Origin of the sequence: Deinococcus aestuarii (assembly GCF_018863415.1) — a bacterium.
Lineage (GTDB): Bacteria > Deinococcota > Deinococci > Deinococcales > Deinococcaceae > Deinococcus > Deinococcus aestuarii.
The window spans coordinates 55,747-81,078 of the sequence record NZ_JAHKSN010000022.1 but is presented as its reverse complement, the minus strand read 5'-3'; the positions used below and the strand labels follow the sequence as shown (position 1 = coordinate 81,078).

The following is a 25,332-nucleotide window of genomic DNA, read 5'->3' as shown; positions in this document are numbered from 1 at the left end:
CCCATGAACAAGACCCTGCTGACGCTCGCCCTGATCTTCGCCGCCCCCACTGCCCTGGCCGTGTCGCCCAGCGCCTCGTACGTGCAGGTGCAGGACACGAGCACCACCGACGCGACCTCGGGTGACACCAACACCGACACGACCGACGGCGCCGCCGAGAGCATCGGCGAGAACGTGGACGAGGCCGCCGCGGCCGCCGGTGACGCCGTGCAAGACGCCGCCGCCGCCACGGGAGACGCGGTGCAAGACGCGGCCGCGGCCACCGGCGAGGCGGTGGACAACGCGGCGGCGGCCACGGGCGCGGCCGTGGAGGGCGCCACCGAGAGCGTGAACAACGCGGTGGACCCCAACGGCGACGGCGTGGTGGACACCAACAACAACGGCACCGCCGACACCCGCGAGTTCCCCTGGGGCCTGCTCGGCCTCGCGGGCCTCTTCGGTCTGGCAGGCCGCAACCGCCGCCCCGAGCGCGTCGTGACCACCACGACGACGACCGGCACGGGCTACACCGGCACGACCGACCGCCGCTGAGGCCACCCCCTCAAGCACAGTCCCCCGGCCTCACACGGTCGGGGGACTTGCTGTGGGCCCTCTGGGGTCTGGGCCACCTACGCACGGGGCGGAAAGCGCACGAAGGTCATCCAGAAGTCCTCGAAGGCGCGAATCGCGTTCAGGAAGTTCTCGAAGCCCACGGGCTTGACCACGTAGCCGCTCGCGTGCCGGGCGTAGGAGCCCCGCACGTCCTCTTCCGCCTGGCTGGTGGTGAGCATCACGACCGGGATGCTGCCCAGCGCGGGGTCGGCCTTGATCTCGCCGAGCACTTCCAGCCCGTTCTTGCGCGGCATGTTGATGTCGAGCAAGATCACGTCGGGGCGCGGGGCAGCCGCGTACTCGCCCTCCCGGCGCAGAAAACGCAGGGCCTCCACCCCGTCGCGCACCACATGGACCCGGTTGGGCACCCGCGCGCCCTCAAAGGCCTCCTGGGTCAGCAGCACGTCGGGCTCGTTGTCTTCCACGAGCAGGATCTCGATTCTGGACCGCGTGGGGGTGGGAAGCTCGGCGGCCTGTGCAGAGGTCACGCGACCCCCCCGGCGGGGAGAGGGGCGGGCCGCAACCCTCCCGCGTGGTCCCCGGCGCGCCCCCCGGGACGCCACCTGTCCTCAAACATCGTCAACACGGCTTCATCCTACTCAGGATCGCTGACACTGCCGTCACCAGTCATACGAATGTGAAGTTCCCGGCGTTCGTGCCCGCCTCCTCCCGCCTCAGCCGCGCAGGGCGTACCCGACCCCGCGCACGGTCCGCAGCAGGCCGTAGCCGTCGAGGTCGCGCAGCTTGGCGCGCAGATTCGCCATATGCACGTCCACCACGTTGCTGCCCTCGGGCAGGCGGCCCTGCCAGATTTCCTGGCCGATCTCCTGCCGGGAGTACACCCGCCCCGGCTGGCGGATCAGCAGCGCGAGGATGTCGAACTCCTTGGGCGAGAGCCGCAGTTCCTCGCCCTTGTAGGTCACCAGCCGCTTTTGCGGATCGAGGGTGAGGTCCCCCATGCTCAGGCTCTCGGTGGTGCGCTGGCGGAGCTGGACCTTGACCCGGGCGAGGAGTTCGTCGGGGTGGAAGGGCTTGATCAGGTAGTCGTCGGCCCCTAGCCCCAGCAGGCGGACCTTCTCGTCCACGGTGTCGCGGGCGGTCAGGACGATGATGGGCACGGCGCTGTTTTTCCGCAGTCGCTGCACCACGTCGCCGCCGTCGAAGTCGGGCAGGCCGAGGTCGAGCAGGATCAGGTCGGGATGATCCTCGCGGGCCCTGATCAGCCCGTTCATGGCGGAATCGGCATGTTCGACCCCGTACCCGGCGTCGTTCAGGTCCATCCGCAGCACGTTGGCGATGTCGAGGTCGTCCTCGATCACGAGAATCCGTTGGGCGCTCACGCCCTCATGATACCCGCCTTCACCCGCACTTCACGGCACAGGGGCGCGGACCCCACCGAGCGGGTGGGGGAACGCCGTGCCGGAGCGTCTTCCCGGCGGCTCCCCCTCCGCCCCGCCCGTGTCCCGCAGGCCAGCAGACGCGCGGGCCCCTGTGCTACCCTGTGCCCACTGCGCCGCGGTTCCCCCGCGATCCGGGCGACACAATCCGTCTTTCCCCGGGCCACGTCCCCATTCGCGTGGCCGCATCATTCAAAACCGCACGCCGCCCCCTCCCGAACCGAAGCCTTTCCCGAGGAATGTCCTTTACCAGAGAGGCCCGCCCCAGGGCAGGAGGCGAGCGTGCGCCGGAGCACCGTACATGACCACCCCAGAAAAAACCCCCCGGAACCCCCAGCCCGGGCCCGACACCACCCCGAGTGACGCCCACCTCGAAGTGATTCCGCTCGGCGGCATGGGCGAGATCGGCAAGAACATCTTCGCCTACCGCTTCGGCGACGAGATCATGGTGGTCGACGGCGGCCTCGCCTTCCCCGACGCGCACCAGATGGGCATCGACCTGATCATCCCGCGCATCGACTACCTCCAGCAGCACGCCGCCCTGATCAAGGGCTGGATTCTGACCCACGGCCACGAGGACCACATCGGCGGCCTGCCGTACATCCTGCCCCGGCTGCCCAGGGTGCCCGTCTACGGCGCGCCGCTGACCCTCGGCCTCGTGCGCGAGAAGCTCGCCGAGTTCGGGGTCAAGGACGGTGACGTGGACCTGCGCGAGGTGGGCCTGAACGACAAGGTTCAGATCGGGGGGAACTTCCACGTCGAATTCATCCGCATGACCCACTCGATCCCCGACAACGCGGGGTACATCCTGACCACGCCGGTCGGGCGGGTGCTGCACACCGGGGACTTCAAGCTCGACGAGCACCCCAGCGACGGCCAGCTCAGCGACCTGCCGCGCATCGAGCAGGCGGGGAAAGACGGCGTGCTCCTCCTGATCAGCGACTCCACGAACGCCGAGCGCCCCGGACGGACGCCGAGCGAGGCCGAGGTGGCGAGGAACATCGAGGAGGTCATCGCGGGCTGCCGGGGCCGGGTCTTCCTGACGACCTTCGCCTCGCAGGTCAACCGCATCCAGAACATCCTCCACATCGCCCACCGCCAGGGCCGCCGGGTGGTGATGGAGGGCCGCTCGATGCTCAAGTACGCCCAGGTCGCCCAGGCCCTCGGCCACCTGGAGACGCCCGACCCCTTCCTGACGAACGAGGAGGTCGGCGAGTTGCAGGACCAGCAGGTGCTGTACCTCTGCACCGGGTCGCAGGGCCAGCCCATGAGCGTCCTCTCGCGCCTCGCCTTCGGCACCCACGCCAAGATCGCGCTGCGGCGGGGTGACTCGGTGATCCTCTCCAGCAACCCCATCCCCGGCAACGAGGAGGCCGTCAACCTCGTCATCAACCGGCTCTACGAGATCGGCGTGGACGTGTACTACCCGCCGACCTACCGGGTCCACGCCTCCGGGCACGCCTCGCAGGAGGAGCTGGCGACCATCCTCAACCTCGCGCGGCCCAAGTTCTTCCTGCCCTGGCACGGCGAGCCCCGCCACCAGATCAACCACGCGCGGCTCGCGCAGACCCTCCCCCGCCCGCCCAAGCGCACCCTGATCGCCAAGAACGGCGACGTGGTGCGCCTCGGGCCCGACGAGTTCAAGGTGACGGGCACCGTGCCCGCGGGTGCGGTGTACGTGGACGGCCTGGGCGTGGGCGACATCAGCGACGAGATCTTGCTCGACCGGGTGAGCATGAGCCAGGAGGGCATCCTGATCATGACCGCCGTGCTGCACCCCTCCCCCCACGTCGAGATCGTCTCGCGCGGCTTCGTGCGCGCCAACCGCGACCTCGACAACCAGATTCGCAAGGTCGCCCTGGAGGCCATCGAGGGCGGCGTGCGCGAGAAAAAGCGCCTGGAGGACGTGCGCGACGACATGTACGGCGCCGTCAGACGCTTCGTGCGGAAGGTGACGGGCCGCAACCCGGTCCTGATCCCGATGATCGTGGACTGAGCAGGGCGGAGAGCGGGGGCCGGGGCGAAGGAAGCTCCGGCCCTCCGCTTTTGGCTGGGTGGCTGGGTTTTTGCTCCTCTGCTGCGCAGCTCTGCGAGTCCCCCCTTGTGGGGGAGGCTGGGACTGGTACAGCTCTGCAGGAGAGGGGGGGTCAACGCAAGCGACCCGCGGCGCGGCAGGAAGAAGGCTGCCTGGATATTCCAACTGGCCCTGGGACGCTGTGTCTACTCACCCCTTCCTAACCTCCCCCCTCTGCAAGCAGCTCTCCGAGTCAAGGGGGAGGAACTTTCAGGGGCTCACCTCATCCAAGACCGTCCAGCCGCTCACCGGCACAGCCCCCGTCTTCCCCCCAGCGCAGCCTTGCCCACCTTCACCCCGGAAGCCCGTGCGATAATGCCGCCCATGAGCGTGATCCCGTATGTGATCGAGCAGACCGGCCGGGGCGAGCGGATGTATGACATCTACTCGCGCCTCCTCAAGGACCGGATCATCTTTGTGGGCACGCCCATCGAGTCCCAGATGGCGAACACCATCGTGGCGCAGCTTCTCCTGCTGGATTCGCAAAACCCCGAGCAGGAAATCCAGATGTACATCAACTGCCCGGGCGGCGAGGTCTACGCCGGGCTGGCGATCTACGACACCATGCGCTACATCAAAGCACCCGTCTCGACCATCTGCGTCGGGATCGCGATGAGCATGGGCTCGGTGCTCCTGATGGCCGGGGACAAGGGCAAGCGCATGGCCCTGCCCAACAGCCGCATCATGATCCACCAGGGTTCGGCGGGCTTCCGGGGCAACACGCCCGACCTGGAGGTGCAGGCCAAGGAGGTGCTGCACCTGCGCGACAAGCTCGTGAGCATCTACCACAAGCACACCGACCTGCCGCACGACAAGCTGCTGCGTGACATGGAGCGCGACTACTTCATGTCGCCCCAGGAGGCTCAGAAGTACGGCCTGATCGACTCGGTGATCGAGAACACCCGCCAGGTCGAGGCCGTCCTGTGACGGGCCGCAACGTGGGGGGCGACCGCTGCTCCTTTTGCGGTCGGCAGCACCCCCAGATCGCCCAACTGATCGAGGCGCCGGGCCGCGCGGCCTTCATCTGCAACGAGTGCACCGACCGGGCGCACGAACTCGTCAAGCAGAACAAGACCAAGGGCAGCGAGTTCTCCCTGGAGGAGCTGCCCAGCCCCAAGGAGATCAAGGCCTACCTCGACGAGTTCGTGATCGGGCAGGACGAGGCGAAAAAGGCGCTGGCGGTCGCCGTCGTCAGCCACTACCAGCGCCTCGCGCACCCGGACGTGAACCTCCAGAAGAGCAACATCCTCCTCATCGGGCCGACCGGGACGGGCAAGACGCTGCTGGCGTCGAGCCTCGCGGAGATGCTGGAAGTCCCTTTTGCCATCGCGGACGCGACCACGCTGACCGAGGCCGGGTACGTCGGTGACGACGTGGAGAATGTGATCGTCCGTCTGCTCCAGGCCGCCGAGTACGACGTGGCCGCCGCCGAGCGCGGGATCATCTACATCGACGAGATCGACAAGATCGCGCGCAAGTCGGAGGGGACCTCGATCACCCGCGACGTGAGCGGCGAGGGCGTGCAGCAGGCGCTCCTGAAAATCATCGAGGGCACGGTCGCGCAGGTGCCGCCGCAGGGGGGCCGCAAGCACCCGCAGCAGGAACTCGTGCAGGTGAACACGAAGAACATCCTCTTTATCGTGGGCGGCGCCTTCGAGAGCATGAGCGAGATCGCCCGCGCCCGCACGAACGTCCGCGCGGTGGGCTTCGGCGCCGAGCACAAGGGCGAGGAGAAAGAAGAACTGCGCTTCCTGCCCGAAGACCTCGTGAAGTTCGGCCTGATCCCCGAGTTCGTGGGCCGTCTGCCGCTGGTGGTGCAGCTTCAGGACCTCGACGAGGACGCGCTCGTCCGCATCCTGACCGAGCCGCAGGGCGCCATCGTCAAGCAGTACCAGGCCCTCTTCGGCTTTCAAGACGTGGACCTCAGCTTCACCGAGGCGGCGCTGCGGGAGGTGGCGCACCGGGCCAGGGAGCGCAAGACCGGGGCGCGGGGCCTGCGGGCCGTCCTCGAAAAGGCGATGACCGACCTGCTGTTCGAGCTGCCGGTCGAGGGCCTGCGGGAACTGCGGTTCGACGCCGAACACATCGACCATTCCCTGAGCCTGATTGAGTCTAAGGGACTCAAGAAGTCTGCTTAAAAGCGAGATAGATTACAGCCTCCCTCCGCCCACGTCCTTACAATTGGGGACATCGTGGGCGGGGTGTCTTTTGCCGGGGGTCACGCCACGAGTGGATGTGACCCCGGGCGGGGCGCCCCGCATTGAACTCACCTCTTTCCGGGCTGCCCGGCCCGGTTTCAAGGAGCAAGCATGATCTGGGAACTTCCCGTAGTTGCGCTCAGAAACATCGTGATCCTGCCCGGCATTACCATGAACGTGGATGTGGGGCGCCCCAAGAGCAAGCGCGCCGTGGACGAGGCGCAGGCTTCGGATCGCCGCGTCCTGCTGCTGACCCAGCGTGACGCCCGCACCGACGACCCCACCCGCGCCGAGCTGTACGAGATGGGCGTGCTGGCCGTCGTCAAGCAGGTCGTGCGGATGCCCGACAACACCTATCAGGTGCTCGTGGAGGCGCAGGAGCGCGCGCAGGTGACCGGCGAGGTGCCCGCCGCCTACCTCCGGGTGCGGGCCGAGACGATCCCCGCCGCCGAAGCCCTGGGCGAGCTGGAGGCGCGCGAGGTGCAGGTGATCGCGGGCGAGGTCAAGTCGGCCTTCGAGGAGTACCAGCGCCAGAACAAGAACCTGCGGCTGGACAACTACCAGCTCGAGGGGCTGAAGAACCTGAACGATCCCGGCGCCCTGGCCGATTCGGTGGCGCACCACGCCACCTGGACGCCCGAGGAGAAGCAGGAGGTCCTCTCGGCGACCTCGCCGCGCGCCCGGCTGGAGGCGGTGCTGAAGTTCCTGACGCGCGACTCCGAGCGCTTCAACATGGACAAGAAGATCGCGGGGCGCGTCAAGGAGCAGATGGACGCCAACCAGCGCGAGTACTACCTGCGCGAGCAGATGAAGGCCATCGGCAAGGAACTCGGCGGCGGTGAGGACGGCCCGGCCGAGGTCGACGCCCTGCGCGAGAAGATCGAGGCCGCCGGGATGCCCGAGTCGGTCAAGGACAAGGCCCTCAAGGAGCTCGCCCGCCTGGAGCGCACCCCCGGCGGCAGCCCCGAGAGTACGGTCGTCCGCAACTACATCGACTGGCTGACCGACGTGCCGTGGAGCAAGCGCGACGAGGAGATCCTCGACGTGAACCGCACCCGCGAGATTCTGGACGCCGACCACTACGCCCTGGGCGACGTGAAGGACCGCATCCTGGAGTTCCTCGCCGTGCGGCAACTGACGCACAAGGACGGCGAGACCGAGGAGCAGCGCCAGGAGCGCACCGCCGAGGAGCGCATCGACGACGGCGAGCTGCGCGCGCCCATCCTGGTGCTGGTCGGCCCTCCCGGGGTCGGCAAGACCTCGCTGGGCAAGAGCATCGCCCGCAGCCTCAACCGCAAGTTCGTCCGCATGGCGCTGGGCGGCGTGCGCGACGAGGCCGAGATTCGCGGTCACCGCCGCACCTACATCGGCTCGATGCCCGGCCGCATCATCCAGGCGATGAAGACGGCGGGCGTGACCAACCCGATCATCCTGCTCGACGAGATCGACAAGATGAGCAGCGACTGGCGCGGCGATCCCTCCAGCGCGATGCTCGAAGTCCTCGACCCCGAGCAGAACCACACCTTCCAGGACCACTACCTCGAGGTGCCCTACGACCTCTCGCAGGTCATGTTCATCACGACGGCGAACACGCTCCAAACCATTCCCCGGCCCCTCCTCGACCGCATGGAAGTGATCCAGATTCCCGGCTACACCCAGCCCGAGAAGGTGGAGATCGCCAAGCGGTACCGGGTGCCCCGCCAGATCAAGAGCCACGGCCTGACGGGCAAGCTGGAGATCACCGACGCGGCCTTGAACCGGATCGTGGAGGAGTACACCGCCGAGAGCGGCGTGCGCAACCTCGACCGCCAGATCAGCAAGCTGACCCGCAAGGCGGCGCGCGAGCTGCTGGAGCAGCCCTGGGAGGGCCTGCGCGTCCTGGACGCCGCCGATGTCCCCGCCTACCTGGGCGTGCCGCTGCACCGCCCGGACCGGATGGAGAAAGAACCCCAGGTCGGCGTGGCGCAGGGCCTGGCGTGGACGAGCGTGGGCGGCACGATGCTGATGGTCGAGGCCCTCGCCACCCCCGGCAGCGGCAAGATCGTGATGACGGGCTCGCTGGGAGACGTGATGAAGGAGAGCGTCTCGGCGGCGGTCGCCTATCTGCGGGCACACGCCCACGAGTACGGGGCCGATCCTGACTTCCACAAGACGCTCGATCTACACGTCCACTTCCCCGACGGCGCGACGCCCAAGGACGGCCCCAGCGCGGGCATCACGATTGCCACCGCCGTCATCAGCGCGGTCACGGGCCGCCCAGTGCGGCTGGACGTGGCGATGACGGGCGAGATCAGCCTGCGCGGGCGGGTCCTGCCCATCGGCGGTGTCAAGGAGAAGCTGCTCGCGGCGCACCAGGGCGGCATCCGGGAGGTCATCATCCCGAAGGACAACGAGCCCAACCTCCAGGACGTGCCCGAGAGCATTCGCGGTGAGCTGCGGATTCACACCGCCGAGCGCGTGGGTGAGGTGCTCGACCTCGTGCTCCTGCCCGCCCCCGCCGCCGAGCGGCCCGTCACGATCCCGCCCAGCCAGAGCCGGGACGCGACGCAGCCGGGAGCGTAAGCGCGCCAGACGCCAGCAAACGAAGGAACGCCCCCAGTGGACCCGGGGGCGTTTCTCTTTGGACCGGACTTCCTCATAGCGGCGTCCGGACACGTTGAGGGGAAGGCCCTCAACGTGTCCGGCCCGAGCGGAGCGAGCAACCGTGAGGAGAGCGGCCCTGCGTGAAGTTGAAGGGACGCAGGTTGTCCCTTCAACGGAACGGAGGACCGCGATCAGTGCCCGCTCGTCGCCTTCAGGCCCACGATGGCGACGATCATCAGGGCGAGGAAGCCGAGGCGGGAGAGGGTGGCGGGCTCCTTGAAGAGGACGATGCCGAGAATGGCGGCGCCCACCGCGCCGATGCCGACCCAGACGCCGTAGGCCGTGCCGATAGGCAGGGTCTTGGCGGCGAGGCCGAGCAGGCCGATGCTGGCGACCATGCTGGTGACGGTCAGCACCGTGGGCAGGGGGCGGGTGAAGCCCTCCGTGTACTTGAGACCGACGGCCCAGCCGACTTCCAAGAGTCCAGCAATGACGAGCAGAATCCAGGCCATGACGTGACACCTCCCGTGTCCGCGCCGTCTTGTCGTGACCGGGTACGGCGGTGCTCTCGTCCGGAGTTCAGCCCCTCGGGGCGACTGGACGACAGTGTAGCCGGAGCGTGTCGGCAAAAGGGGAGCGGAGTGTAAACCGGCGCTTACACTCCGCTCCACCCCCACCCGCCCTAGACGCCCAGGTACGCGCTCCGCACCCGGTCGTCGCCCAGGAGCTCGGTTTGAGAGCCCTGGAGCGACACGCGCCCGCCCTCCAGCACGTACCCCCGGTGCGCGATGCCCAGCGCCGCGAAGGCATTCTGCTCGGCGAGGAGGACGCTCACACCCGCCTGATTCACCCGCCGGATCGCCTCGAAGACCTGCTCCACCACGAGCGGCGCGAGGCCGAGGGAGGGCTCGTCGAGCAGGAGGAGTTGGGGTCGGGCCATCAGCGAGCGGGCGATGGCGACCATCTGCTGCTGCCCCCCCGAGAGGCTCCCGGCTGGGGCGGCGCGTTTCTCGACCAGGGCGGGAAAGAGCGTATAGACCCGCTCCAGCTCCCGCGCGGTCCCCGCTCCGTCCCGGCGGTGGACGAAGGCCCCCAGCCGCAGGTTCTTCTCGACGCTGAGGTCGGGGAAGAGCAGGCGCCCTTCGGGGCACTGGGCCACTCCGTGCGCGACGTTGAACTCCGCCTTGCCGCCCGTGAGCGGCGTGCCGTTCCAGGTCGCCGTGCCGCCCGACGGCCGTTGCAGGCCGCTCAGCGTCCGGAAGAGGGTGCTCTTCCCCGCCCCGTTCGCGCCTAAGAGCACGACGATCTCGCCGGGGTTGACGGTCAGGTTGACCCCGTGCAGGGCGGTGAAGTGGCCGTATTTCACGCTCAGGTCGCGGACCTCAAGCACGGGGGGCCCCCGTGGTGGTCGCCGTGATCGTCTGTCCCATCTGGCCGCCGTGCGCGTGCCCGCCCAGGTACGCCTCGATGACGGCGGGGTCGCGGCTGACCTCGCCCGGCGTGCCCTGCGCGATCTTCTGACCGTGGTGGAGGACCACGATCCCGTCCGCGAGGCCCATGACCAGGCTCATCTTGTGCTCGACAAGGGCGACGGTCAGGCCGCCCGCGACGAGTTCGCGGATCAGCGCCATCAGGTTGACCGTCTCCTCGGGGTTCATCCCGGCGGCGGGCTCGTCGAGAAGGAGGAGCTTGGGGTCACTCGACAACGCCATTGCAATACCGACGCGCTTCTGGCCTTCCTGGGTCAGCGCACCGGCAGGTCTCCCGGCCTGCTTGGCGAGGCCCACCCGTTCCAGCGCCCGCAGCGCCCCGGCGCGGCTCTCTTCCTCGTCGCGGCGCTCGCGGCCCGTTCGCAGCAGGGCGTCGAGGAGCCCGGCGCGGGTGCGGACGCGGTGGCCGATCATGGCGTTGTCGAGGACGCTGAGTTCCTTGTAGATCGTCGTCGTCTGGAAGGTGCGGGCGATCCCGCGCGAGACAACCTCATGCGTCCTCAGGCGGGTGATGTCCTCCCCCTGAAAGCGGATGCGGCCCGAGGTCGGCTGATAGAAGCCCGAGATCAGGTTGAAGAAGGTGCTCTTCCCCGCCCCGTTCGGCCCGATGATCGCGGTGATGTGCCCGGCCGGGATGGTCGCCGTCACGTCCCGCACGGCGTGGAGGCCGCCGAAACGGATGCCGAGGTCCTGCACCTCAAGCATGGTCCACCGCCCTCTCGGTGCGGGCCTGCACTCGCCGTGCCTGCGCCCGATCCCACAGCCCGGCCAGCCCCTGCGGCGCGAACAGCACGAGCAGGACGAGGAGCGGCCCGAACACGATGTACTGGTAGTCCTGGAGCCCCTTCATGAATTGCAGCGCGACGTAGATCAGCGCCGTGCCGAGGAGCGGTCCCGCGAGCGTCCCCACCCCGCCCACGAGCAGGTACAGCAGGATCGTGAAGGTGGTCGTCGGCCCCGTCACGCCCGAGCCCAGGAAGCCGACGTAGGCCGCGTACACGCCGCCCGCGAAGCCCGCGATGGCGGTGGAGAGCATCAGCGCCCGCAGTTTGTGGGTGAACACGTCGATCCCCGCGCTGCGGGCGAGGTCTTCGCCACCCCGGATGGCGACGAGCGAGCGCCCGAAGACGCTGCCCCTGGCCCGCGCCACGACGAGCACCGTCAGCGCCAGCGCCGCGAGCGCCACGTAGTAGAAGTTCGCCGACTTCGAGAAGTCGATCCCGAAGAGGGAGGAGGCGGGCGGCACCCCGTTCAGGCCGTCGTTGCCGCCCGTCAGGTCGTCCCACTTGTTGATGATCAGGGCGATGATGACGCCGACGCCGAGCGTGAAGATGGCGAAGGCGTCCCCCTTGGTGCGGAAGGCGACGAGGCCGAGCAGCAGCCCGCCGAGCGCGGAGAGGATCACCGCGACGGGCCACGCCAGCCAGAAGTTCCACCCCTGCTTCAGGGTCAGGATGCCCACCGTGTAGGCCCCGATGCCGAAGAAGCCCGCGTGCGCCAGCGGCAGTTGCCCGGTGTAGCCCAGCATCACGTTCAGGCCGTAGGCGAGCATCGCCCAGATCATCGTGTTGATCGCCACGTCGAGGACGTAGGTGCCGGGCCGGAAGAGGGGCAACAGCGCCGCGAGCGCGAAGACGGCGACCCACCCCCAGATGCCGGGGTTGAAACGGCCCCGGCTCACGTCCCCCTCCGGAACAGCCCCTCGGGCCGAAGGGCGAGCACGATGACGAGCGCCGCGAAGCCGATCACGTCCGCGAAGTCGAGGTTGATGTAAAAGCCCCCGAACACCTCCGCGAAGGCGAGCAGGAAGGCGCCGACAATCGCGCCGGGAACGCTGCCCATCCCGCCCAGGATGATGATGGCAAAGACCTTGAGGTTCATCACCTCACCCATGCTGGGGGCGACCGCGATGATGGGCGCGATCAATGCGGCGGCGGCGGCGGCGAGCGCGCCCGAGATGGCGAACGTCATCATCCCCACCCGGTTCACGTTGATGCCGACGAGCCGCGCACCCTCGCGGTTCTGGCTCATCGCCTCGATGGTCGCCCCCGTCAGGGTGCGCTTGAGGAAGAAATTCAGCCCCAGCATCACGAGCACCGAGGCCAGGATCACGAGGAGACGCTGCCAGGTGATCACCACGCCGCCCAGATTCAGGATGCCCGGCACCGGCTCGGCGATCTGCTTGAAGTCCGGGCCCCAGATCAGTTGCACGGCGGCCTCCAGAAAGAACAGCACCCCGATGGCGGCGATCATGGCGTGGACGTGCGGGGCGTTGCGCAGCGGATAGAACACCAGCCGCTCCAGCCCCGCCGCGAGCAGGGCGACCGCCACCGCCGCGAGGAGCAGCGCGGGGACGTAGCCCAGACCGAGGCCGGTGAGGATCGCGTAGGTGAAGTACGCGCCGAGCATGTACAGGCCGCCGTGCGCGAAGTTGGGCACCCGCATCACGCCGTAGACGAGGGTGAGCCCCAGCGCGACGAGGGCGTACACGCCGCCCAGCGCGAGGGCGTTGAACAGTTGTTGCAAAAAGAGGGTCAAGGCGGTGGCTCCCGGTCAGAGGGGACCGCGCCCCTCGTGGTGACGGGACGCGGCGGGGTGGCTTGGGTCAGGCCTCGCCTTACTTGTAGACCTTGTTCACGCGCAGGCGGTTGTACTTGCCGTCCTTCACGCTGGCGATGATGAATTCGGCGTCCACGTGCCCGCCGGGAGTCACGCCCGTCAGCTTGTAGACGGTCTTGCCCAGCGGCAGGGCCTTGGCGGCGGCGTTGAGCTGGGCGCGGATCGCCTGCGGGTCGTCGGTGGTGCCCGCGAGTTCCATCGCCTTGGCGATCACGTTCATGCCCATGTAGTTCAGGCCCGCCTCGCTGGTGGGGATCTTTTTATAGGCGCGCTGGTACTGGTTCACGAAGACCTGGGTGCCCGGGAACTCCTTGGTGGGCAGCACGCCGACCGAGCCGTCGAGGTACGCGCGCGGCACCACCGTGTCCATCTGCTCGAACTTCGCCTGGTCCATCACGATGAAGCCGCCCTTGAAGCCCTGCTCGCGCGCCGCCTTCACCACGAGTGCGGTCGGCTGCGAGGGTCCGCCGATAAACAGCACGTCGGGCTTTTCCGCCAGCGCCTTGGTCACCGCGCTGGAGTAGTCCACCGTGGTGGCGTAGTCCACGCCGTTGTTGGCCCCCACCGTGCCGCCCTGCTTCTTCCACTCCTCGGTGACCGCCTCGGCCCACTGCTTGCCGTAGGCGCTCGTGGTGCCCACCATGCCGAGCTTCTTGCCGAAGGCCTTCATCTGGGTGCTCACGAAGGGCTGGAGGTAGTTGTCGTAGCGGGGCGGCAGCATGAAGGTCATGGGGTTGTTCGCCGCCAGGATCTTCGGCTCGCTGGAGTACGCGACCAGGAGGAAGTTGGGGTCGCGCCCGGTCAGCGGCTGCACCGTCAGGATGCCGCCCGCGTGGGGCACGAACACCACGTTGATCCCCTGCGAGGTCAGGCGCCGCACGTTCGTCGCCGTCTCGTTGGGGAGGTAGCGGTCGTCGAGCGAGACGAGCCGGAAGGTCACCTTCTCGCCCTTCACGGTCACGCCGCCCGCGCGGTTGAGCTCATTGATCGCCATCTCGATGCCGCTCTGCACGTCCTTGCCGTAGAAGGCCGCCCCGCCCGAGAGGGGGCCGCTGTAGCCGATGCTCACGACTTTATCGGCCAGGGCCGAGCCCGCGCCCAGCGCGAGCAGGAGGGGGATAAGGGTGCGGGTGTGCTTCATAGGGAGACCTCCAGCGCCGGGACGGACACGTGACCCCCGCAGGCGGGGAAAGACTCGTGAGACCCTGAACGCAGTTCAAGTTAGGTGTGCACGCCATGCTGGCACGGGGAGGGGGGGGTGTCAATTCCCCAGCCCCCCTTTGATGGCCGCGCCTGGAGGCTTCCCCCGACGGGAGGACCCGCCCTCCTGAAACTCTGGTCAGGAGGGGGTGCGATCACCCTGACGGGTCAGGCGGCGAAACAGGGCGCAGCAAGGGGACCGCGACGACGCCTCGTGGCGTCCCCAGCCTGATCCGGGCCGAACAATGCGCCTTCACCCCTCCGACCGTTTACCCACGGTGGGCGTCAGGCGGCCCGCGTGCTCCCCCCTCAATCCCGCGCGTCCGCCGCCTTCCTGAGCGGCAGGTACTTCGGCAGCCACGAGCGGCGGCGCACGAAGGCCTCCAGTTCGTCGTCGGTGAGGTTGCGGATGCGGCGTTCGGCGCACACCCCCTCGTCAATGGCGCGGCGGGCGACCCGAACGGCCACCCTCATGCTGATCTCCCGCAGGTGACTGATGGGCGGGTACACCCGGTCGCCGTGGGCCCTCGTCTCGTCCGCCAGGGTCAGGGCCGCCTCCATCACCATGCCGTCGGTGATCTCGCGGGCGCGGCCGATCACGGCGCCGAAGCCCAGCCCCGGGAAGATGAAGGCGTTGTTGCCCTGTCCCACCGGGTACGTCCTGCCGCCGTACTCGATGTCGGGAAAAGGGCTCCCGGTGGCGATGATCGCCGCGCCGTCCGTCCAGCGCAGCACGTCGGCGGGCTGGGCCTCGACGTTGCTCGTCGGGTTGGAGAGGGGGAAGACGATGGGGCGGGCCGTATTGGAGAGCATCGCCTCCACGGTGGGCTGCCGGAAGAGGCCGGGCACCCCCGTCAGGCCGAGGAGGGCGGTCGCGCGGGCGTTCACCACCGTCTCGTGCAGGGTGGGCCACTCGCCCGCCACCTCCCAGCCCGCGAGGTCTTCCGGGTGCTTGGCGAAGGAGCGCTGGTGGTCTTCGAGGGGCTGGCCGTGGGTCAGCAGCCCGTAGCGGTCCACCACGAAGAGGCGCGCGTTCGCCTCGGCGTAGGTCAGCCCGTCGCGCATCAGGCCCTGCCGGATGGCACTCGCCACCCCGATGCCGCCCGCCCCCGCGCCCACGACGACGAAAACCTGATCGTGCAGCATCTGGCCCTTGAGGCGGCTGGCGCTGAGGAGTCCGGCGAGGGCCATCGCGCCCGTGCCCTGGATGTCGTCGTTGAAGCTCGGCACGACCCGGCGGTAGCGCTCCAGCACCCGGAAGGCCGTGCCGCGCGCGAAGTCCTCCCACTGGATGATCGCTTTCGGGTAACGTGCGGCGGTCGCCTCCACGAAGCGGTCGAGGAACTCGTCGTACTCGGGGCCCGTGAGCCGCTTGTGATGCACGCCGAGGTAGAGGGGGTCGTCGATCAGGTCCTGGCGGTCGGTGCCCACGTCCAGCTCGACGGGCAGCGTCTTGTCGGGCCCCACGCCACCCGCCGCCGTGTAGAGGCTGAGCTTGCCGATGGAGATCGCCATGCCCCCGAAGCCCTGGTCCCCGATCCCGAGGATGGCGCTCGAATCGGTCGCCACGATCATGCGCACGTCGTTGAGGGGCACGTTCTCCAGCAGCTCGTCCACCCGGTCGATGTCCTCGGTGCTCACCGACAGGCCGCGCGGGTAGCGGTAGATGTGGGAGAAGATGCGCACCGCCTCGCCCACGGTGGGGGTGTAGAGGATGGGCAGCATCTCCTCCAGATGATCGGCGAAGATCGCGTAGAACAGCACCTCGTTGCGGTCTTGCAGGGCGCGCAGGAACTCGTGCTTTTCGAGGTCGGTGGTCTGCTGGAGGTAGCGGAGGTAGGTGCGTTCCTTTTGCTCCTCCAGAGTGCTCGTGTGGGGGGGGACGAGGCCCTCTAGCCCCAGGGCGCGGCGTTCCTGGCGGGTGAAGCCGGTGGACTTGTTGAGGAGGGGGATGTGCAGGAGCGAGAAGCCGGTCACGTTCACGTCGAGGAAACGGTGGCCGTCTTCGTCACGCCGCACGTCGTAGTAGCGGGAGACGCGGCGGGCTTCGGGCATAACCCTGACAGCTTAGCCCGGGCGCCCTGGACGGGGTTCAGGCACGTATTGCACGGAAGGCACGCGGAGAAGACAGCCCGCCGCTCGGGGTTCGCGACGAGAACAGAACGGTTCCTCCTGCCGCGCCGCCCTCTTCGGGGAGGGGGAGGATCACCAGGCGTCCGGCCTCCTCGACGTGGCGGGCCATCCAGCAGGTCGTGGAGACGGGGCCCAGGGGATCGAAGCGCACGGTCACCTCGCCGGTGACGGTCAGGGGCATGGGCGAAGCCGGGAGAGAGGGGACGTCTGGGCGCCGGCTCAGCCACATCCCCCGGCCCTTCCCACGAACCGGGCCCTTAGACTGGCGCGGTGAAGCTCAAGCTCGCGGACCTGTTCGCCCTCTTCCGGGAGGCGGCGCTCGCCTTCGGGCAGGACAAGGCGCCCCGGCTGGCGGCGGCCATCGCGTACTACGCCCTGTTCAGCCTCGCGCCCCTGCTGCTGTTCGCGGTGGCGGTCGCGGGGTTTTTCCTGACCGACACGACGGTCGTGACCAACCTGCTCGGCCCGGACAGCTTCGTGGCGCAGAACCTCGGCGAGCAGGCGGCGGGCTTCCTGCGCGAACTCGTCTCCAATCAGGAAGGGCTCCAGCGCGGCTCGCTCGTCGCCACCACGGTGGGCTTCGTGACCCTTTTCCTGGGCGCGACCGGGCTGTTCGTGCAGCTTCAGGACGCGCTGAACAGCATGTGGGGCGCCGACCCGCCGCCGCCGCAGGGCGTGCTCGCCGTCGTGCGCAGCCGGGTGGTGTCCTTCCTGCTCATCCTGGGGATGGGGCTGGTGCTCCTCGCCTTTCTGGGTCTGAACACCTACCTCTCCTCGATTGCGCAGCAGCTCGGGGACATCATCGGGGCGGGGGCCTTTTTCGTGCGGCTGGGCACCGTCGCGCTGGGGCTGGTGCTGCTGACGGTGGTCTTCGCCGCCGTGTACAAGCTGCTGCCGAGCGTGCGGCTGGAGTGGCGCGAGGTGTGGGTGGGCGGGGCCGTGACGGCGGCGCTCTTCACGGTCGGGCAACTCCTGATCGGCCTCTACCTCGGGCGGGCGGCGCCGGGGAGCGTGTTCGGGGCCGCCGCGTCGCTCGTGATCCTGATGCTGTGGATCTACTACAGCGGCATGATCTTTTTCTTCGGCGCGGAGGTCACCTGGGTCTACTCGCAGAAGTACGGCACCCGGGCGGGCGGCGCCTCCAACGTCGGCAAGAAGCAGGCGGTGGCCGCGCAGGGGGCCGACATCGACACGCAGCCCAGTGCGCAGGAGCAGGAGGCCGCCGCGCAGGCCACCCCGGAAAACCCGATTCGGGACGCGCGGGGCCGCGTGCTGGGCATGCCCGTACCCCGTCTCCCCCGCAGGAGTCGCCCCCGACCACCCGCCGCCACCCGCCCGGAGCCCACTGTGCCCGGACTGGGAGCCGCCCTCTGGAATGCCGTGACCGCCGTGCTCGCCATCCCGGCCGTGCTCGTGCTGCGGATGCTGGGGTTGCGGGGGGGAAAAAAGAGGTAGGGGTGGGAGGGACGCTCGTGCGGGGACGATGGTCCCATGACACCTGGCAAGCGCCCGGTAAGACAAAACCGCCGGAACATCCTGCGAGCTTTTCTGGTTCCGGAACGCGAGACAGGACGGAGGGCATTCAAAGACAGTGAGTTAGAGAACAAGTTCCACACATCAATCCAAGCACGTTGAATAAGCCTAGTCGTTCATCTATGAATGACGGCAAGAACCACCCACATGCCTCCCACGAGGTTGAGACCGTGGGCAGGGAAGGCCGAGAGAATCTGTACTCCTCGACCTCGTTCGGCAGGCAGCAGATCAAGGACCTTGGGTTGGACGGGGATTAGTCTAAATGCCCACAGTGAACCCGACTCACAGCCCCGTCACCGGGTAGCTCAGCGTCCCCTCGTAGATCGCGCGGCCCACGATGGCGCCCTGGATGCCCTCCTCGGCGAGCAGGCGCACGTCGTCCAATGTGGCGACGCCGCCGCCCACGATCAGGGTGTTCGTCCAGAGGCGGCGCACCGTCCGCATCAGCTCGCGGTCGAGGCCCTTCAGGGTGCCGTCGCGGGTCACGTCGGTGAAGATCAGGGTTTCCAGACCCGCCCCGGCAAGGGTGGGGGTCAGGTCGGCCACGGTCAGCCCGCTTCCCTGCGCCCAGCCGTGGGTGGCGACCTCCAAACCCCGCGCGTCGAGGCTGACGACCACCCGCTCGGGGCCGTGGGCGTCGATCAGATCGCGCACGAGCCCCGGGTCGCGGACGGCGGCGGTGCCGATCACGACGCGGTGAACACCCGCGCCCAGCAACTCCTCCGCCGTCTCGCGGTCGCGGATGCCGCCCCCCACCTCGACCTCCACGCCGGACTCACCCAAGTCGGCGGCGACCCGGCGGATCACGCCCCGGTTCTCGCCGCGTCCGGTCGCCGCGTCGAGGTCCACCAGATGCACGAGGCCCGCCCCCAGTCCGGCCCAGTGGCGGGCGGCGTCCAGGGGCGAGTCGAAGTACACCGTCTCCCGGTCGGGATCGCCCTCATACAGACGCACGGCGCGGCCCGACTGGATATCCACGCAGGGGATCACGAGGGGCACGGGAGAAGCGGCTCCGGTCATGGCGGGCAGGATAACGCGCGCCTCGCCGCGCACCTCCCCCGCCGCCCCACCCAAGACACGTCGGGGCCGGTACACTTCGGGGGAACGTGCGCATCGGAATCGTCACCGCCACCTATCTGCCGTCCCGCAACGGCGTTGCCACGAGTACCGCCCTCTACGTGCGCGGTTTGCGGGCGCGCGGCCACGACGTGCGCGTCTTCGCCCCGCGCCACCCGCAGGAACCCGCGCGGGAGGAGGGCGTCTACCGCCTCAACTCCTCCTTCGCGGGGGCGCGGGCGCTGGGGGCCCCCGCCGACTACCCGGTGATGCTCGCCCCGGGGCCGCTCCTGACCGCCCGGCTGCCGCTGCGGGACCTCGACATCCTCCACACCATGCACCCCTTCCTGGCGGGGCGGCTGGCCCTCAGGTGGGCGCGGCTCTCGGGGGCCCCGGTGGTGTTCACGGCGCACACCCAGTACGACCAGTACCTCCACTACGCGCCCATGCCGAGGCGGGTGGGCCGCGCGATGCTGCGCCCCCACATCTCGGCCTTCGCGCGGCGGGTGGACGCGGTGCTCGCGCCGGGCCGGGCGATGGTGGAGATGCTGCGCGAGTACGGCTACGGCGGCGAGGTCCACCTCTTCCCCAACCCGGTGGACCTCGCCGCCTTCGCGCGGACGCGGGGCGAGGCCTTCCGGGCCGAGCACCACGTCCCGCAGGACGCGCCCCTGGTGATGTACCTGGGCCGCCTCGCCGCCGAGAAGAATCTGGGGGTGATGCTCCACGCCTTCGCGCAGGCGCAGGCCTCGCGCCCGGAGCTGCGGCTGCTCGTGGTGGGCGACGGCCCGGCGCGGCTGGAGGCGCAGGCGGGGGCCCAGGAGGGCGTCACCTTCACCGGGCCCATCCCCTACGCCCGGGTGCCCGAAGCCCTCGCCGCCGCCGACGCCTTTCTCACCGCGAGCACGTCCGAGGTGCTGCCCATGAGCATGATCGAGGCGCTCGCGTCGGGCACGCCCCTCGTCGCCGCGCGCAGCCCCGCCGCCCTCGACCTCGTGCGGGAGGGCGTGAACGGCACCGTGCGCGACGCCACGCCGGACGCCCTGGCCGCCGGGCTGCTGGAAGTCCTCGCCCCTGGTCGCCTCCCCGCCCTGCAAGCGGGAGCACGGGCGAGTGCGCGCGAGTACGACCTGACGGAGCGCGCGGCGGCGCTGGAGGCGGTGTACCTGCAAACGGTGGCGCGGGAACAGGCCCAGGGTCGCCTCAACAGGCTGAGATGACACGTCCGGAACGGCCACCGAGAGTGAAAACCTGGACACGCCCGGCCTCGGTCAGGTTTCGTCTCTTCGCCCTGCTGATCCTCCAGGGCGTCTGGCTCCTCGGCCTGCTTGCCCTGGCCCTGAGGGACGCGGAGGACGTTTCCTCCGTGGTGGGGCTCTCCGTGTGTCTGCTCGCCTCGCTCGGGCTCGCGGTCCTGATCGGGCGATCCAAGAACGGGCCGTGACCGACTTCTACCGCTCGCCCAGCCACACAGGCGAAACCCCCGCTCGCGGGCGGGGGCTTCCGTCGTGGTGCCGAGGATGGGATTTGAACCCACACGCCTCGCGGCGCTAGTCCCTGAAACTAGTGCGTCTACCAATTCCGCCACCTCGGCATGTCTTGGTTGCGCCCGCGCGGGGCGCGTTTCAGGCTCGCTTACTTTAGCGGCGACTTCGGGGGCTGTCAACGGGTCGGCCATTTGGCGTGCTCCCCGAAGAGAAAAATGCGGGCCGACCCCTGTTCGAGAGACGGCCCGCCCGGAAGCGCCCCCTACTGCACCAGCCCGAGCCCCCGCACCTCGCCCCGCTCCTCGGTGAGTTCCTGGGCGGTGGCGTCCATCTTGCCTCGGCTGAAGTCGGAGACCTCCAGGCCCTGCACGATCTCGTACTGACCGCCGCTGCACCGCACCGGGAAGCCGTAGATCAGCCCCTGGGGCACGCCGTAGGAGCCGTCCGACGGGATGCCCATGCTGACCCACTGCCCCTCCGGGGTACCCAGCGCCCAGTCGCGCATATGGTCGATGGCCGCCGACGCCGCCGAGGCCGCGCTGCTCGCCCCGCGCGCCTCGATGATTGCCGCGCCGCGCTTGGCGACGGTGGGGATGTAGGTGGTCTCGTACCACTCGCGGTCCACGAGGTCGAGGGCGGGCTGGCCGTTCACGGTCGCCTGCGAGAGGTCGGGGTACTGGGTGGAGGAGTGGTTGCCCCAGATCGTGATGTTCTGAATCGCGCTCACGGGCTGGCCGGTCTTCTCGGCGAGCTGGGAGATCGCGCGGTTGTGGTCGAGGCGCACCATCGCGGTGAACTGTTTGGGGTCGAGGTCGGGCGCGTTCTGCTGGGCGATCAGGGCGTTCGTGTTGGCGGGATTGCCCACCACGAGGACCTTCACGTCGCGGCTCGCCACGGCGTTCAGGGCCTGACCCTGGGGCTTGAAGATGCCGCCGTTGGCGCCGAGGAGGTCGCCGCGCTCCATCCCGGCCTTGCGGGGCATCGCGCCGACGAGCAGCGCATAGTCGGCGTCCTTGAAGGCGACCATCGGGTCGTCGCTGGTCACGATGCCTTGCAGCAGCGGGAAGGCGCAGTCGCGCAGCTCCATCACGACGCCGTTGAGGGCCTTGAGGGCGGGCGTGATCTCCAGCAGTTGCAGGATCACGGGCTGGTCCTTGCCGAGCATGTCCCCGGCGGCGATGCGGAAGAGCAGGCTGTAGCCGATCTGCCCGGCGGCGCCGGTCACGGCCACGCGGACGGGTTGCTTGGTGGTCATCGTCATGGGCTTTTTCCTCCTGAAGGTGAGTTCGGGCCAACAATAACGCGGGAGGAGGGGTGAAGGCGGGGGGCGTTCCCCGGGGGGGGACAGGAGAAGGCTCCTGAGTTTGGAAAGTGGACGACCGAAGTCACAGCTATTCTGGAGGAAGTGACCCGCTCATCTCATGTGACCGTTCAGGTTGCCCCCGGCTTGAAGCGGATGCGGCTGCCGAACCGGAGTCTTCAGGTATGCATCGTCGAGAAGGACTTGCTCGGCAGGTACGCAGCCGAGTTCGCAAGAGCTGGCTTGTACGTGCTGATAGATGATCCCTTCGAGATTTCACGAGCTTATGTTGGCGAAACGGAAAATCTCTCCAACCGCCTGACGCAGCACTTCAGGGACCCTCAGAAAATAAATTTTCGTGCTGCGGTCATCGTGTACGACGACGGTACACTTCTCGACAAACTTGGGGCGAGGTATCTGGAATACCGCGTGATCGCGGCTTTAAGTCAGCAGGGTTTAACATCTAACATCGCCAAACCGACAGCACCTAGGGTCGCAGACCATATCGCGGATGCCTTGGAAGAGCTCCTCTCAGATTTGAGACTCGTGTGCTTTAGTGTCAACTTGAATCTTTTCGAGCGTCGGAAGGAGAACGCGACCAAACGCGGGTAGCCACTCAAAAAACGGGAGACACAAACCGACGCGAGCGGAGAACCAAGACAGGCAAGAAGTCAAATCCCGGTTGGAATGCCCTGACAAAGTGGCTCGAAGACAGGCCGGACCAAAGTGATATGGCGTTGATTATCGCTGCGTTTATAGCTCAAGGTGGACCGACGGGCAAAGCTCCCGGAGAACTTCACCTCGCAGCTCACAGAGTGCTGAAAACGGCGATTGGCTCGGGCTTCAAGTTCGAGAACTGAGCTATTTCGGGCAAGCGCATCCTGTCTTTGAGCCCCAGTGCTCCCCCTCGTATCTCCACACGTCGTCAACTCTGCTGAGCCCCACCCCGCCCCGCCCGCCGCCACCCCACCGCGCCCACGACCGCCGCCAGCCCCATGCTGCCCGCGACGAGGGGGACGACCCCGGGCCAGCCTCCCGCCTCGAAGGTGTGACCGGCGACCACGCTCGCGGCGGCTCCCCCACCGTAGTAGGCGAGGTGGTAGAGCCCGGTGGCGAGGCTGCGCGCCCCCGTCACGCTGCGCTGCACGGCGGCGAGCGCGGCGGACTGGGCGAGAAAGACGCCGCACGCCCCCGCCGCCACCCCCGCGATCACCAGGGGCAGGGGCGCGGCGAGGGTGACGAGCAGACCCGCCACGCTGAGGAGGACGGCGGCCAGTAAGCCGGTGCGGGGACCACGCGATGCGAGAAACGGTGCGGCGACGGGCGTGACGACCACGCCGAGGAGATAGACCGCGAAAACGGCCCCCGTCTCCCCCGTGCTCAGGTTATAGGGCGCGTGGTCCAGCCGCAGGGTGAGGGTATTGAAGGTGCCCACCAGGGTGAAGAGGATCAGGAAGCCAACCCCGCAGGTGGCGAGCAGGGCCGGGTTACGGAGATGGGCGGCGAACCCGGAGAGGACGGCCCGCGGATCGCGGCGCGGGGTAAATCTCGTCTCACGCGGCAGTCCGGCCCCGGCCAGGACGAACCCCACCACGGACGCGACCGCGAGCAGCCAGAACGTCGCGTGCCAGCCGAAGGGGGCGGCGACGAGTCCCGCCAGGAAGCGGCCCAGGAAGCCGCCCAGCACCGTGCCCGTCACGTAGGCGGTCAGGGCGCGGGCACGTCCTTGAGGAGCGACCTCCTCGGCGATGTAGGCGTTGAGCGCCACCATCACCCCGGGGATCAGGAGACCCTGGGCGAAGCGGGCGGCGTTGAGCAGGGGCAGGCTGGGCGCGAACGTGGCGAGGACGGCGGGCAGGGCGAGGAGTGCGAAGGCCCCCACCACCGTCCGCCGCCGTCCCCACGCGTCGGCAAAGACACCCACGACCGGGGAGGCGAGCGCCATCGCCAGCGTCGTCGCGCCCACGACGAGGCCGACCTCCGCCGCACCGACTCCGAACTCGCGCCCCAGCAGGGGCAGGAGGCTTTGCGGCGCGTACACGTTGAGAAAGACGAGCGTCCCCAGCGCCGCGAAGAGGAGGGGGTGGGGGCCGGGCCTCAAGGCAGCCCGACCAGCCCCAGGGAGTTGACCAGGGCGAGCGGCACATCCAGCTCCGCCGCCTGCCCCGGGTCCGGCACGCCCGGCGGCCCGGCGAAGAGGAGGGTGGCCTGCGCCTCCAGGCCCACGCGGCCCGTGTCGTCGAGCCGGGTGAGGAGAGCGTCGAAGGTCCAGTCCCGCGCCCACAACCGCTTGAGGGCGTGCAGGGCGGCGGTGCCGGGGGGGGTCACCCGCGCCGTCTCCACCGGCCGCCCACCCGGTCGCCGGGCGTGCAGTTCGCCGCTCGTCAGCCCTGCGTTCCTCAGTGCCCGGTAGAAGAGTTGCACCGCGTCGTCCGAGAGGTAGCTCGTGCGGACGAGGGCCTCGGCGCGTTCGGCGAGGACTTCGAGGAGGTCCTCGTCGATGCGGCTGGGCTGGATGGGCGCGAGGAGGTTGCGCAGTTGCTCGGGCAGGTTGGCGGCGCGGTAAAAACCCTCCTCGAAGGCGGGCGGCACCACCATCCCGGCGGGCAGACGGGCGGCATGTAAGGCGAGGCGCCGGGTCTCCGCGCCCACCAGCGTGTCGGGGAAGCGCGCGGCCTCCGCGAAGGTCAGCATGGGGCAGAGCTTAGCGCGGGTCAGCGAATCAGAGCTGAGCGCCACCCACCAGCGCGAGGGTACGGCGCAGGCGTCGGTCTTCATGCCACGTATTCCACAACATCTGGAAGATGGCGAGGGGATAGACAATCAAGGGAACAAAATACAAGTAGTCGATGTAATCAACCAAGGGCCGCTTCAAACAAGAAGATACGTGATTTAACCAAAGGGCTGAAATGTCATTTTGAAAACCGACGCCCTCCGCCACAAGCGCATGTGCAAAGGCGACAGATTGCGCGTTGAGAACAAAACCAGAGACCATAAAATCAGCGGGAAAAGGTTTATTATCGTGAGTAAGTCGTCATGTGCTGCATTATAAATATTCCGATGCCAAATACAGAAAATACCACGCCGAGGCCGGGAACAATGTACATAAGCGCAAAAAGTTATCTTAGAGTAGGTCGCGTAACCTTTTCTCTGGCACATATAGCCGACCCAACTCCTGCCGCATAGTCTTGGGCATCCCCAGCACGTCCCGCACATCCGCCCCCTCCCCCACTCCCGCGTCTTCGAGGTGGGCGAGCGTTTCGGCGGCGACCCGCTTTTGCACGGCCTCGGGCATCCCCTTCGTGGCCTCGGCCAACCACTCCCGCGCGTTCACGCCCGGCCCCCGATCACGGCCCCGACCGCCCGCACCTGCCGTTCCCACTCGCCGCGCGCCCCCTCCAGCGCCTTCTTGCCCTTCTCCGTCAGGCGGTACTCGCGGCGCACCCGTCCGGCGACCTCGGTCTCGCGGCTCTCGATGTGGCCCTCGGCCTCCAGCGCGTGCAGGGCCGGGTAGAGGGTGCCCTCCTTCGCGTGCAGCAGCCCCTCCGACCGGGCCTTGATCGCCTGCGCGATGGCGTACCCGTGTTCGGGCTGCCGTTCCAGCACGGCGAGGATCAGCAGCCGGAGTTGCTCACGCGGATTCATGGCAGGAACATACCTCGAAATTCGAT

26 protein-coding genes, 1 tRNA gene and 1 riboswitch are annotated in these 25,332 nt (G+C 68.5%); of the genes, 9 read left to right on the top strand and 18 right to left on the bottom strand.

Annotated elements, in window-relative coordinates; genetic code table 11:
- Positions 1-3: 3 nt before the first annotated feature.
- Complete coding sequence (locus IC605_RS19945) at positions 4-531, top strand: hypothetical protein (protein WP_216328254.1); 528 nt, start codon at positions 4-6, stop codon at positions 529-531.
- A gap of 77 nt (positions 532-608) precedes the next feature.
- On the opposite strand, the gene IC605_RS19940 is transcribed toward IC605_RS19945, so the two are convergent.
- Both IC605_RS19940 and IC605_RS19935 read right to left on the bottom strand, forming a co-directional pair.
- Positions 609-1,079 (bottom strand): response regulator, encoded by a 471-nt coding sequence (locus IC605_RS19940; protein WP_216328252.1) that lies wholly within the window; start codon positions 1,077-1,079, stop codon positions 609-611.
- Positions 1,080-1,265: 186 nt separating this feature from the next.
- Positions 1,266-1,931, bottom strand: coding sequence for a response regulator transcription factor (locus IC605_RS19935; protein WP_102125289.1), 666 nt, complete (start codon positions 1,929-1,931; stop codon positions 1,266-1,268).
- A 358-nt stretch (positions 1,932-2,289) separates the two neighbouring features.
- Here IC605_RS19935 and IC605_RS19930 point away from each other — a divergent pair, with 358 nt between their 5' ends.
- The 4 genes from IC605_RS19930 (at position 2,290) to lon (ending at position 8,822) form a co-directional block, all read left to right on the top strand.
- Complete coding sequence (locus IC605_RS19930) at positions 2,290-3,984, top strand: ribonuclease J (protein ID WP_216328250.1); 1,695 nt, start codon at positions 2,290-2,292, stop codon at positions 3,982-3,984.
- A 393-nt stretch (positions 3,985-4,377) separates the two neighbouring features.
- Entirely contained in the window at positions 4,378-4,989 is a 612-nt protein-coding gene (clpP, locus tag IC605_RS19925) for an ATP-dependent Clp protease proteolytic subunit (protein ID WP_216328248.1), read from the top strand.
- Entirely contained in the window at positions 4,986-6,200 is a 1,215-nt protein-coding gene (gene clpX / locus IC605_RS19920; protein WP_216328246.1) for an ATP-dependent Clp protease ATP-binding subunit ClpX, read from the top strand. The genes clpP and clpX overlap by 4 nt, the downstream gene beginning before the upstream one ends.
- A 171-nt stretch (positions 6,201-6,371) precedes the next feature.
- Positions 6,372-8,822 carry an endopeptidase La gene (gene lon / locus IC605_RS19915; RefSeq protein WP_216328244.1) on the top strand — a complete coding sequence of 817 codons (2,451 nt, stop codon included), beginning with the start codon at positions 6,372-6,374 and terminating at the stop codon, positions 8,820-8,822.
- A 212-nt stretch (positions 8,823-9,034) separates the two neighbouring features.
- Here the strand turns inward: lon and sugE are convergent, their stop codons facing one another.
- The 8 genes from sugE to IC605_RS19875 all read right to left on the bottom strand — a co-directional run bounded on the left by sugE (position 9,035) and on the right by IC605_RS19875 (position 16,466).
- Positions 9,035-9,355: a quaternary ammonium compound efflux SMR transporter SugE gene (gene sugE, locus IC605_RS19910; RefSeq protein ID WP_216328242.1), complete on the bottom strand. Its 321-nt coding sequence runs from the start codon at positions 9,353-9,355 to the stop codon at positions 9,035-9,037.
- 18 nt (positions 9,356-9,373) lie between these two features.
- Positions 9,374-9,442: riboswitch (guanidine-III (ykkC-III) riboswitch) on the bottom strand.
- 83 nt (positions 9,443-9,525) lie between these two features.
- Positions 9,526-10,233 carry an ABC transporter ATP-binding protein gene (locus tag IC605_RS19905; protein WP_216328240.1) on the bottom strand — a complete coding sequence of 236 codons (708 nt, stop codon included), beginning with the start codon at positions 10,231-10,233 and terminating at the stop codon, positions 9,526-9,528.
- The gene (locus tag IC605_RS19900; RefSeq protein ID WP_216328238.1) at positions 10,226-11,038 is read right to left on the bottom strand and encodes an ABC transporter ATP-binding protein; all 813 of its coding nucleotides are present in this window, start codon (positions 11,036-11,038) and stop codon (positions 10,226-10,228) included. The genes IC605_RS19905 and IC605_RS19900 overlap by 8 nt, the downstream gene beginning before the upstream one ends.
- Positions 11,031-12,014 carry a branched-chain amino acid ABC transporter permease gene (locus tag IC605_RS19895; protein ID WP_216328236.1) on the bottom strand — a complete coding sequence of 328 codons (984 nt, stop codon included), beginning with the start codon at positions 12,012-12,014 and terminating at the stop codon, positions 11,031-11,033. Before IC605_RS19895 ends, IC605_RS19900 begins: the two co-directional genes overlap by 8 nt.
- A complete protein-coding gene (locus IC605_RS19890) occupies positions 12,011-12,871 on the bottom strand; it encodes a branched-chain amino acid ABC transporter permease (protein ID WP_216328234.1) in 861 nt (286 codons plus the stop codon). The genes IC605_RS19895 and IC605_RS19890 overlap by 4 nt, the downstream gene beginning before the upstream one ends.
- A gap of 79 nt (positions 12,872-12,950) precedes the next feature.
- Entirely contained in the window at positions 12,951-14,093 is a 1,143-nt protein-coding gene (locus IC605_RS19885) for an ABC transporter substrate-binding protein (protein ID WP_216328232.1), read from the bottom strand.
- Between the two features lie 368 nt (positions 14,094-14,461).
- The gene (locus IC605_RS19880; RefSeq protein ID WP_216328231.1) at positions 14,462-16,207 is read right to left on the bottom strand and encodes an NAD-dependent malic enzyme; all 1,746 of its coding nucleotides are present in this window, start codon (positions 16,205-16,207) and stop codon (positions 14,462-14,464) included.
- A 37-nt stretch (positions 16,208-16,244) separates the two neighbouring features.
- Positions 16,245-16,466, bottom strand: coding sequence for a hypothetical protein (locus IC605_RS19875; RefSeq protein WP_216328229.1), 222 nt, complete (start codon positions 16,464-16,466; stop codon positions 16,245-16,247).
- Positions 16,467-16,555: 89 nt separating this feature from the next.
- Between IC605_RS19875 and IC605_RS19870 the strand changes: the two genes are divergently transcribed.
- The gene (locus IC605_RS19870) at positions 16,556-17,740 is read left to right on the top strand and encodes a YihY/virulence factor BrkB family protein (protein WP_216328227.1); all 1,185 of its coding nucleotides are present in this window, start codon (positions 16,556-16,558) and stop codon (positions 17,738-17,740) included.
- A 360-nt stretch (positions 17,741-18,100) separates the two neighbouring features.
- Here IC605_RS19870 and hisA read toward each other — a convergent pair whose 3' ends face one another.
- Entirely contained in the window at positions 18,101-18,838 is a 738-nt protein-coding gene (hisA, locus tag IC605_RS19865) for a 1-(5-phosphoribosyl)-5-[(5-phosphoribosylamino)methylideneamino]imidazole-4-carboxamide isomerase (protein WP_216328225.1), read from the bottom strand.
- An 86-nt stretch (positions 18,839-18,924) separates the two neighbouring features.
- Between hisA and IC605_RS19860 the strand changes: the two genes are divergently transcribed.
- Positions 18,925-20,094, top strand: a complete 1,170-nt coding sequence (locus tag IC605_RS19860) for a glycosyltransferase family 4 protein (RefSeq protein WP_216328223.1) — start codon at positions 18,925-18,927, stop codon at positions 20,092-20,094.
- A gap of 23 nt (positions 20,095-20,117) precedes the next feature.
- Positions 20,118-20,318 carry a hypothetical protein gene (locus tag IC605_RS19855; RefSeq protein ID WP_216328221.1) on the top strand — a complete coding sequence of 67 codons (201 nt, stop codon included), beginning with the start codon at positions 20,118-20,120 and terminating at the stop codon, positions 20,316-20,318.
- Positions 20,319-20,383: 65 nt separating this feature from the next.
- Here IC605_RS19855 and IC605_RS19850 read toward each other — a convergent pair.
- A tRNA-Leu gene (locus IC605_RS19850) sits at positions 20,384-20,468 on the bottom strand.
- A gap of 155 nt (positions 20,469-20,623) precedes the next feature.
- The gene (locus IC605_RS19845; RefSeq protein WP_216328277.1) at positions 20,624-21,616 is read right to left on the bottom strand and encodes a malate dehydrogenase; all 993 of its coding nucleotides are present in this window, start codon (positions 21,614-21,616) and stop codon (positions 20,624-20,626) included.
- A gap of 150 nt (positions 21,617-21,766) precedes the next feature.
- Between IC605_RS19845 and IC605_RS19840 the strand changes: the two genes are divergently transcribed.
- Positions 21,767-22,273, top strand: coding sequence for a GIY-YIG nuclease family protein (locus IC605_RS19840; RefSeq protein WP_216328219.1), 507 nt, complete (start codon positions 21,767-21,769; stop codon positions 22,271-22,273).
- Positions 22,274-22,586: 313 nt separating this feature from the next.
- Here IC605_RS19840 and IC605_RS19835 read toward each other — a convergent pair whose 3' ends face one another.
- The 5 genes from IC605_RS19835 to IC605_RS19815 form a co-directional block, all read right to left on the bottom strand.
- Positions 22,587-23,762, bottom strand: coding sequence for an MFS transporter (locus IC605_RS19835; protein WP_216328217.1), 1,176 nt, complete (start codon positions 23,760-23,762; stop codon positions 22,587-22,589).
- On the bottom strand, positions 23,759-24,355 hold the full coding sequence (locus IC605_RS19830) for a hypothetical protein (protein WP_216328215.1): 597 nt from the start codon (positions 24,353-24,355) through the stop codon (positions 23,759-23,761). Before IC605_RS19830 ends, IC605_RS19835 begins: the two co-directional genes overlap by 4 nt.
- A 28-nt stretch (positions 24,356-24,383) precedes the next feature.
- Entirely contained in the window at positions 24,384-24,656 is a 273-nt protein-coding gene (locus tag IC605_RS19825; RefSeq protein WP_216328213.1) for a hypothetical protein, read from the bottom strand.
- Between the two features lie 129 nt (positions 24,657-24,785).
- The gene (locus IC605_RS19820; RefSeq protein ID WP_216328212.1) at positions 24,786-24,995 is read right to left on the bottom strand and encodes a hypothetical protein; all 210 of its coding nucleotides are present in this window, start codon (positions 24,993-24,995) and stop codon (positions 24,786-24,788) included.
- Entirely contained in the window at positions 24,992-25,306 is a 315-nt protein-coding gene (locus IC605_RS19815) for a PadR family transcriptional regulator (protein ID WP_216328210.1), read from the bottom strand. Before IC605_RS19815 ends, IC605_RS19820 begins: the two co-directional genes overlap by 4 nt.
- Positions 25,307-25,332 lie beyond the last annotated feature (26 nt).

What these genes read in the sequence shown, in the direction of transcription:
- IC605_RS19945 (WP_216328254.1), top strand. Translation starts at nt 4, where the DNA reads ATGAACAAGACCCTGCTGACGCTCGCCCTGATCTTCGCCGCCCCCACT.
- IC605_RS19930 (WP_216328250.1), top strand. Translation starts at nt 2,290, where the DNA reads ATGACCACCCCAGAAAAAACCCCCCGGAACCCCCAGCCCGGGCCCGAC.
- clpP (WP_216328248.1), top strand. Translation starts at nt 4,378, where the DNA reads ATGCCGCCCATGAGCGTGATCCCGTATGTGATCGAGCAGACCGGCCGG.
- lon (WP_216328244.1), top strand. Translation starts at nt 6,372, where the DNA reads ATGATCTGGGAACTTCCCGTAGTTGCGCTCAGAAACATCGTGATCCTG.
- sugE (WP_216328242.1), bottom strand. Translation starts at nt 9,355, where the DNA reads ATGGCCTGGATTCTGCTCGTCATTGCTGGACTCTTGGAAGTCGGCTGG.
- IC605_RS19900 (WP_216328238.1), bottom strand. Translation starts at nt 11,038, where the DNA reads ATGCTTGAGGTGCAGGACCTCGGCATCCGTTTCGGCGGCCTCCACGCC.
- IC605_RS19885 (WP_216328232.1), bottom strand. Translation starts at nt 14,093, where the DNA reads ATGAAGCACACCCGCACCCTTATCCCCCTCCTGCTCGCGCTGGGCGCG.
- IC605_RS19880 (WP_216328231.1), bottom strand. Translation starts at nt 16,207, where the DNA reads ATGCCCGAAGCCCGCCGCGTCTCCCGCTACTACGACGTGCGGCGTGAC.
- IC605_RS19875 (WP_216328229.1), bottom strand. Translation starts at nt 16,466, where the DNA reads ATGCCCCTGACCGTCACCGGCGAGGTGACCGTGCGCTTCGATCCCCTG.
- hisA (WP_216328225.1), bottom strand. Translation starts at nt 18,838, where the DNA reads ATGACCGGAGCCGCTTCTCCCGTGCCCCTCGTGATCCCCTGCGTGGAT.
- IC605_RS19845 (WP_216328277.1), bottom strand. Translation starts at nt 21,616, where the DNA reads ATGACCACCAAGCAACCCGTCCGCGTGGCCGTGACCGGCGCCGCCGGG.
- IC605_RS19830 (WP_216328215.1), bottom strand. Translation starts at nt 24,355, where the DNA reads ATGCTGACCTTCGCGGAGGCCGCGCGCTTCCCCGACACGCTGGTGGGC.
- IC605_RS19825 (WP_216328213.1), bottom strand. Translation starts at nt 24,656, where the DNA reads ATGGTCTCTGGTTTTGTTCTCAACGCGCAATCTGTCGCCTTTGCACAT.
- IC605_RS19815 (WP_216328210.1), bottom strand. Translation starts at nt 25,306, where the DNA reads ATGAATCCGCGTGAGCAACTCCGGCTGCTGATCCTCGCCGTGCTGGAA.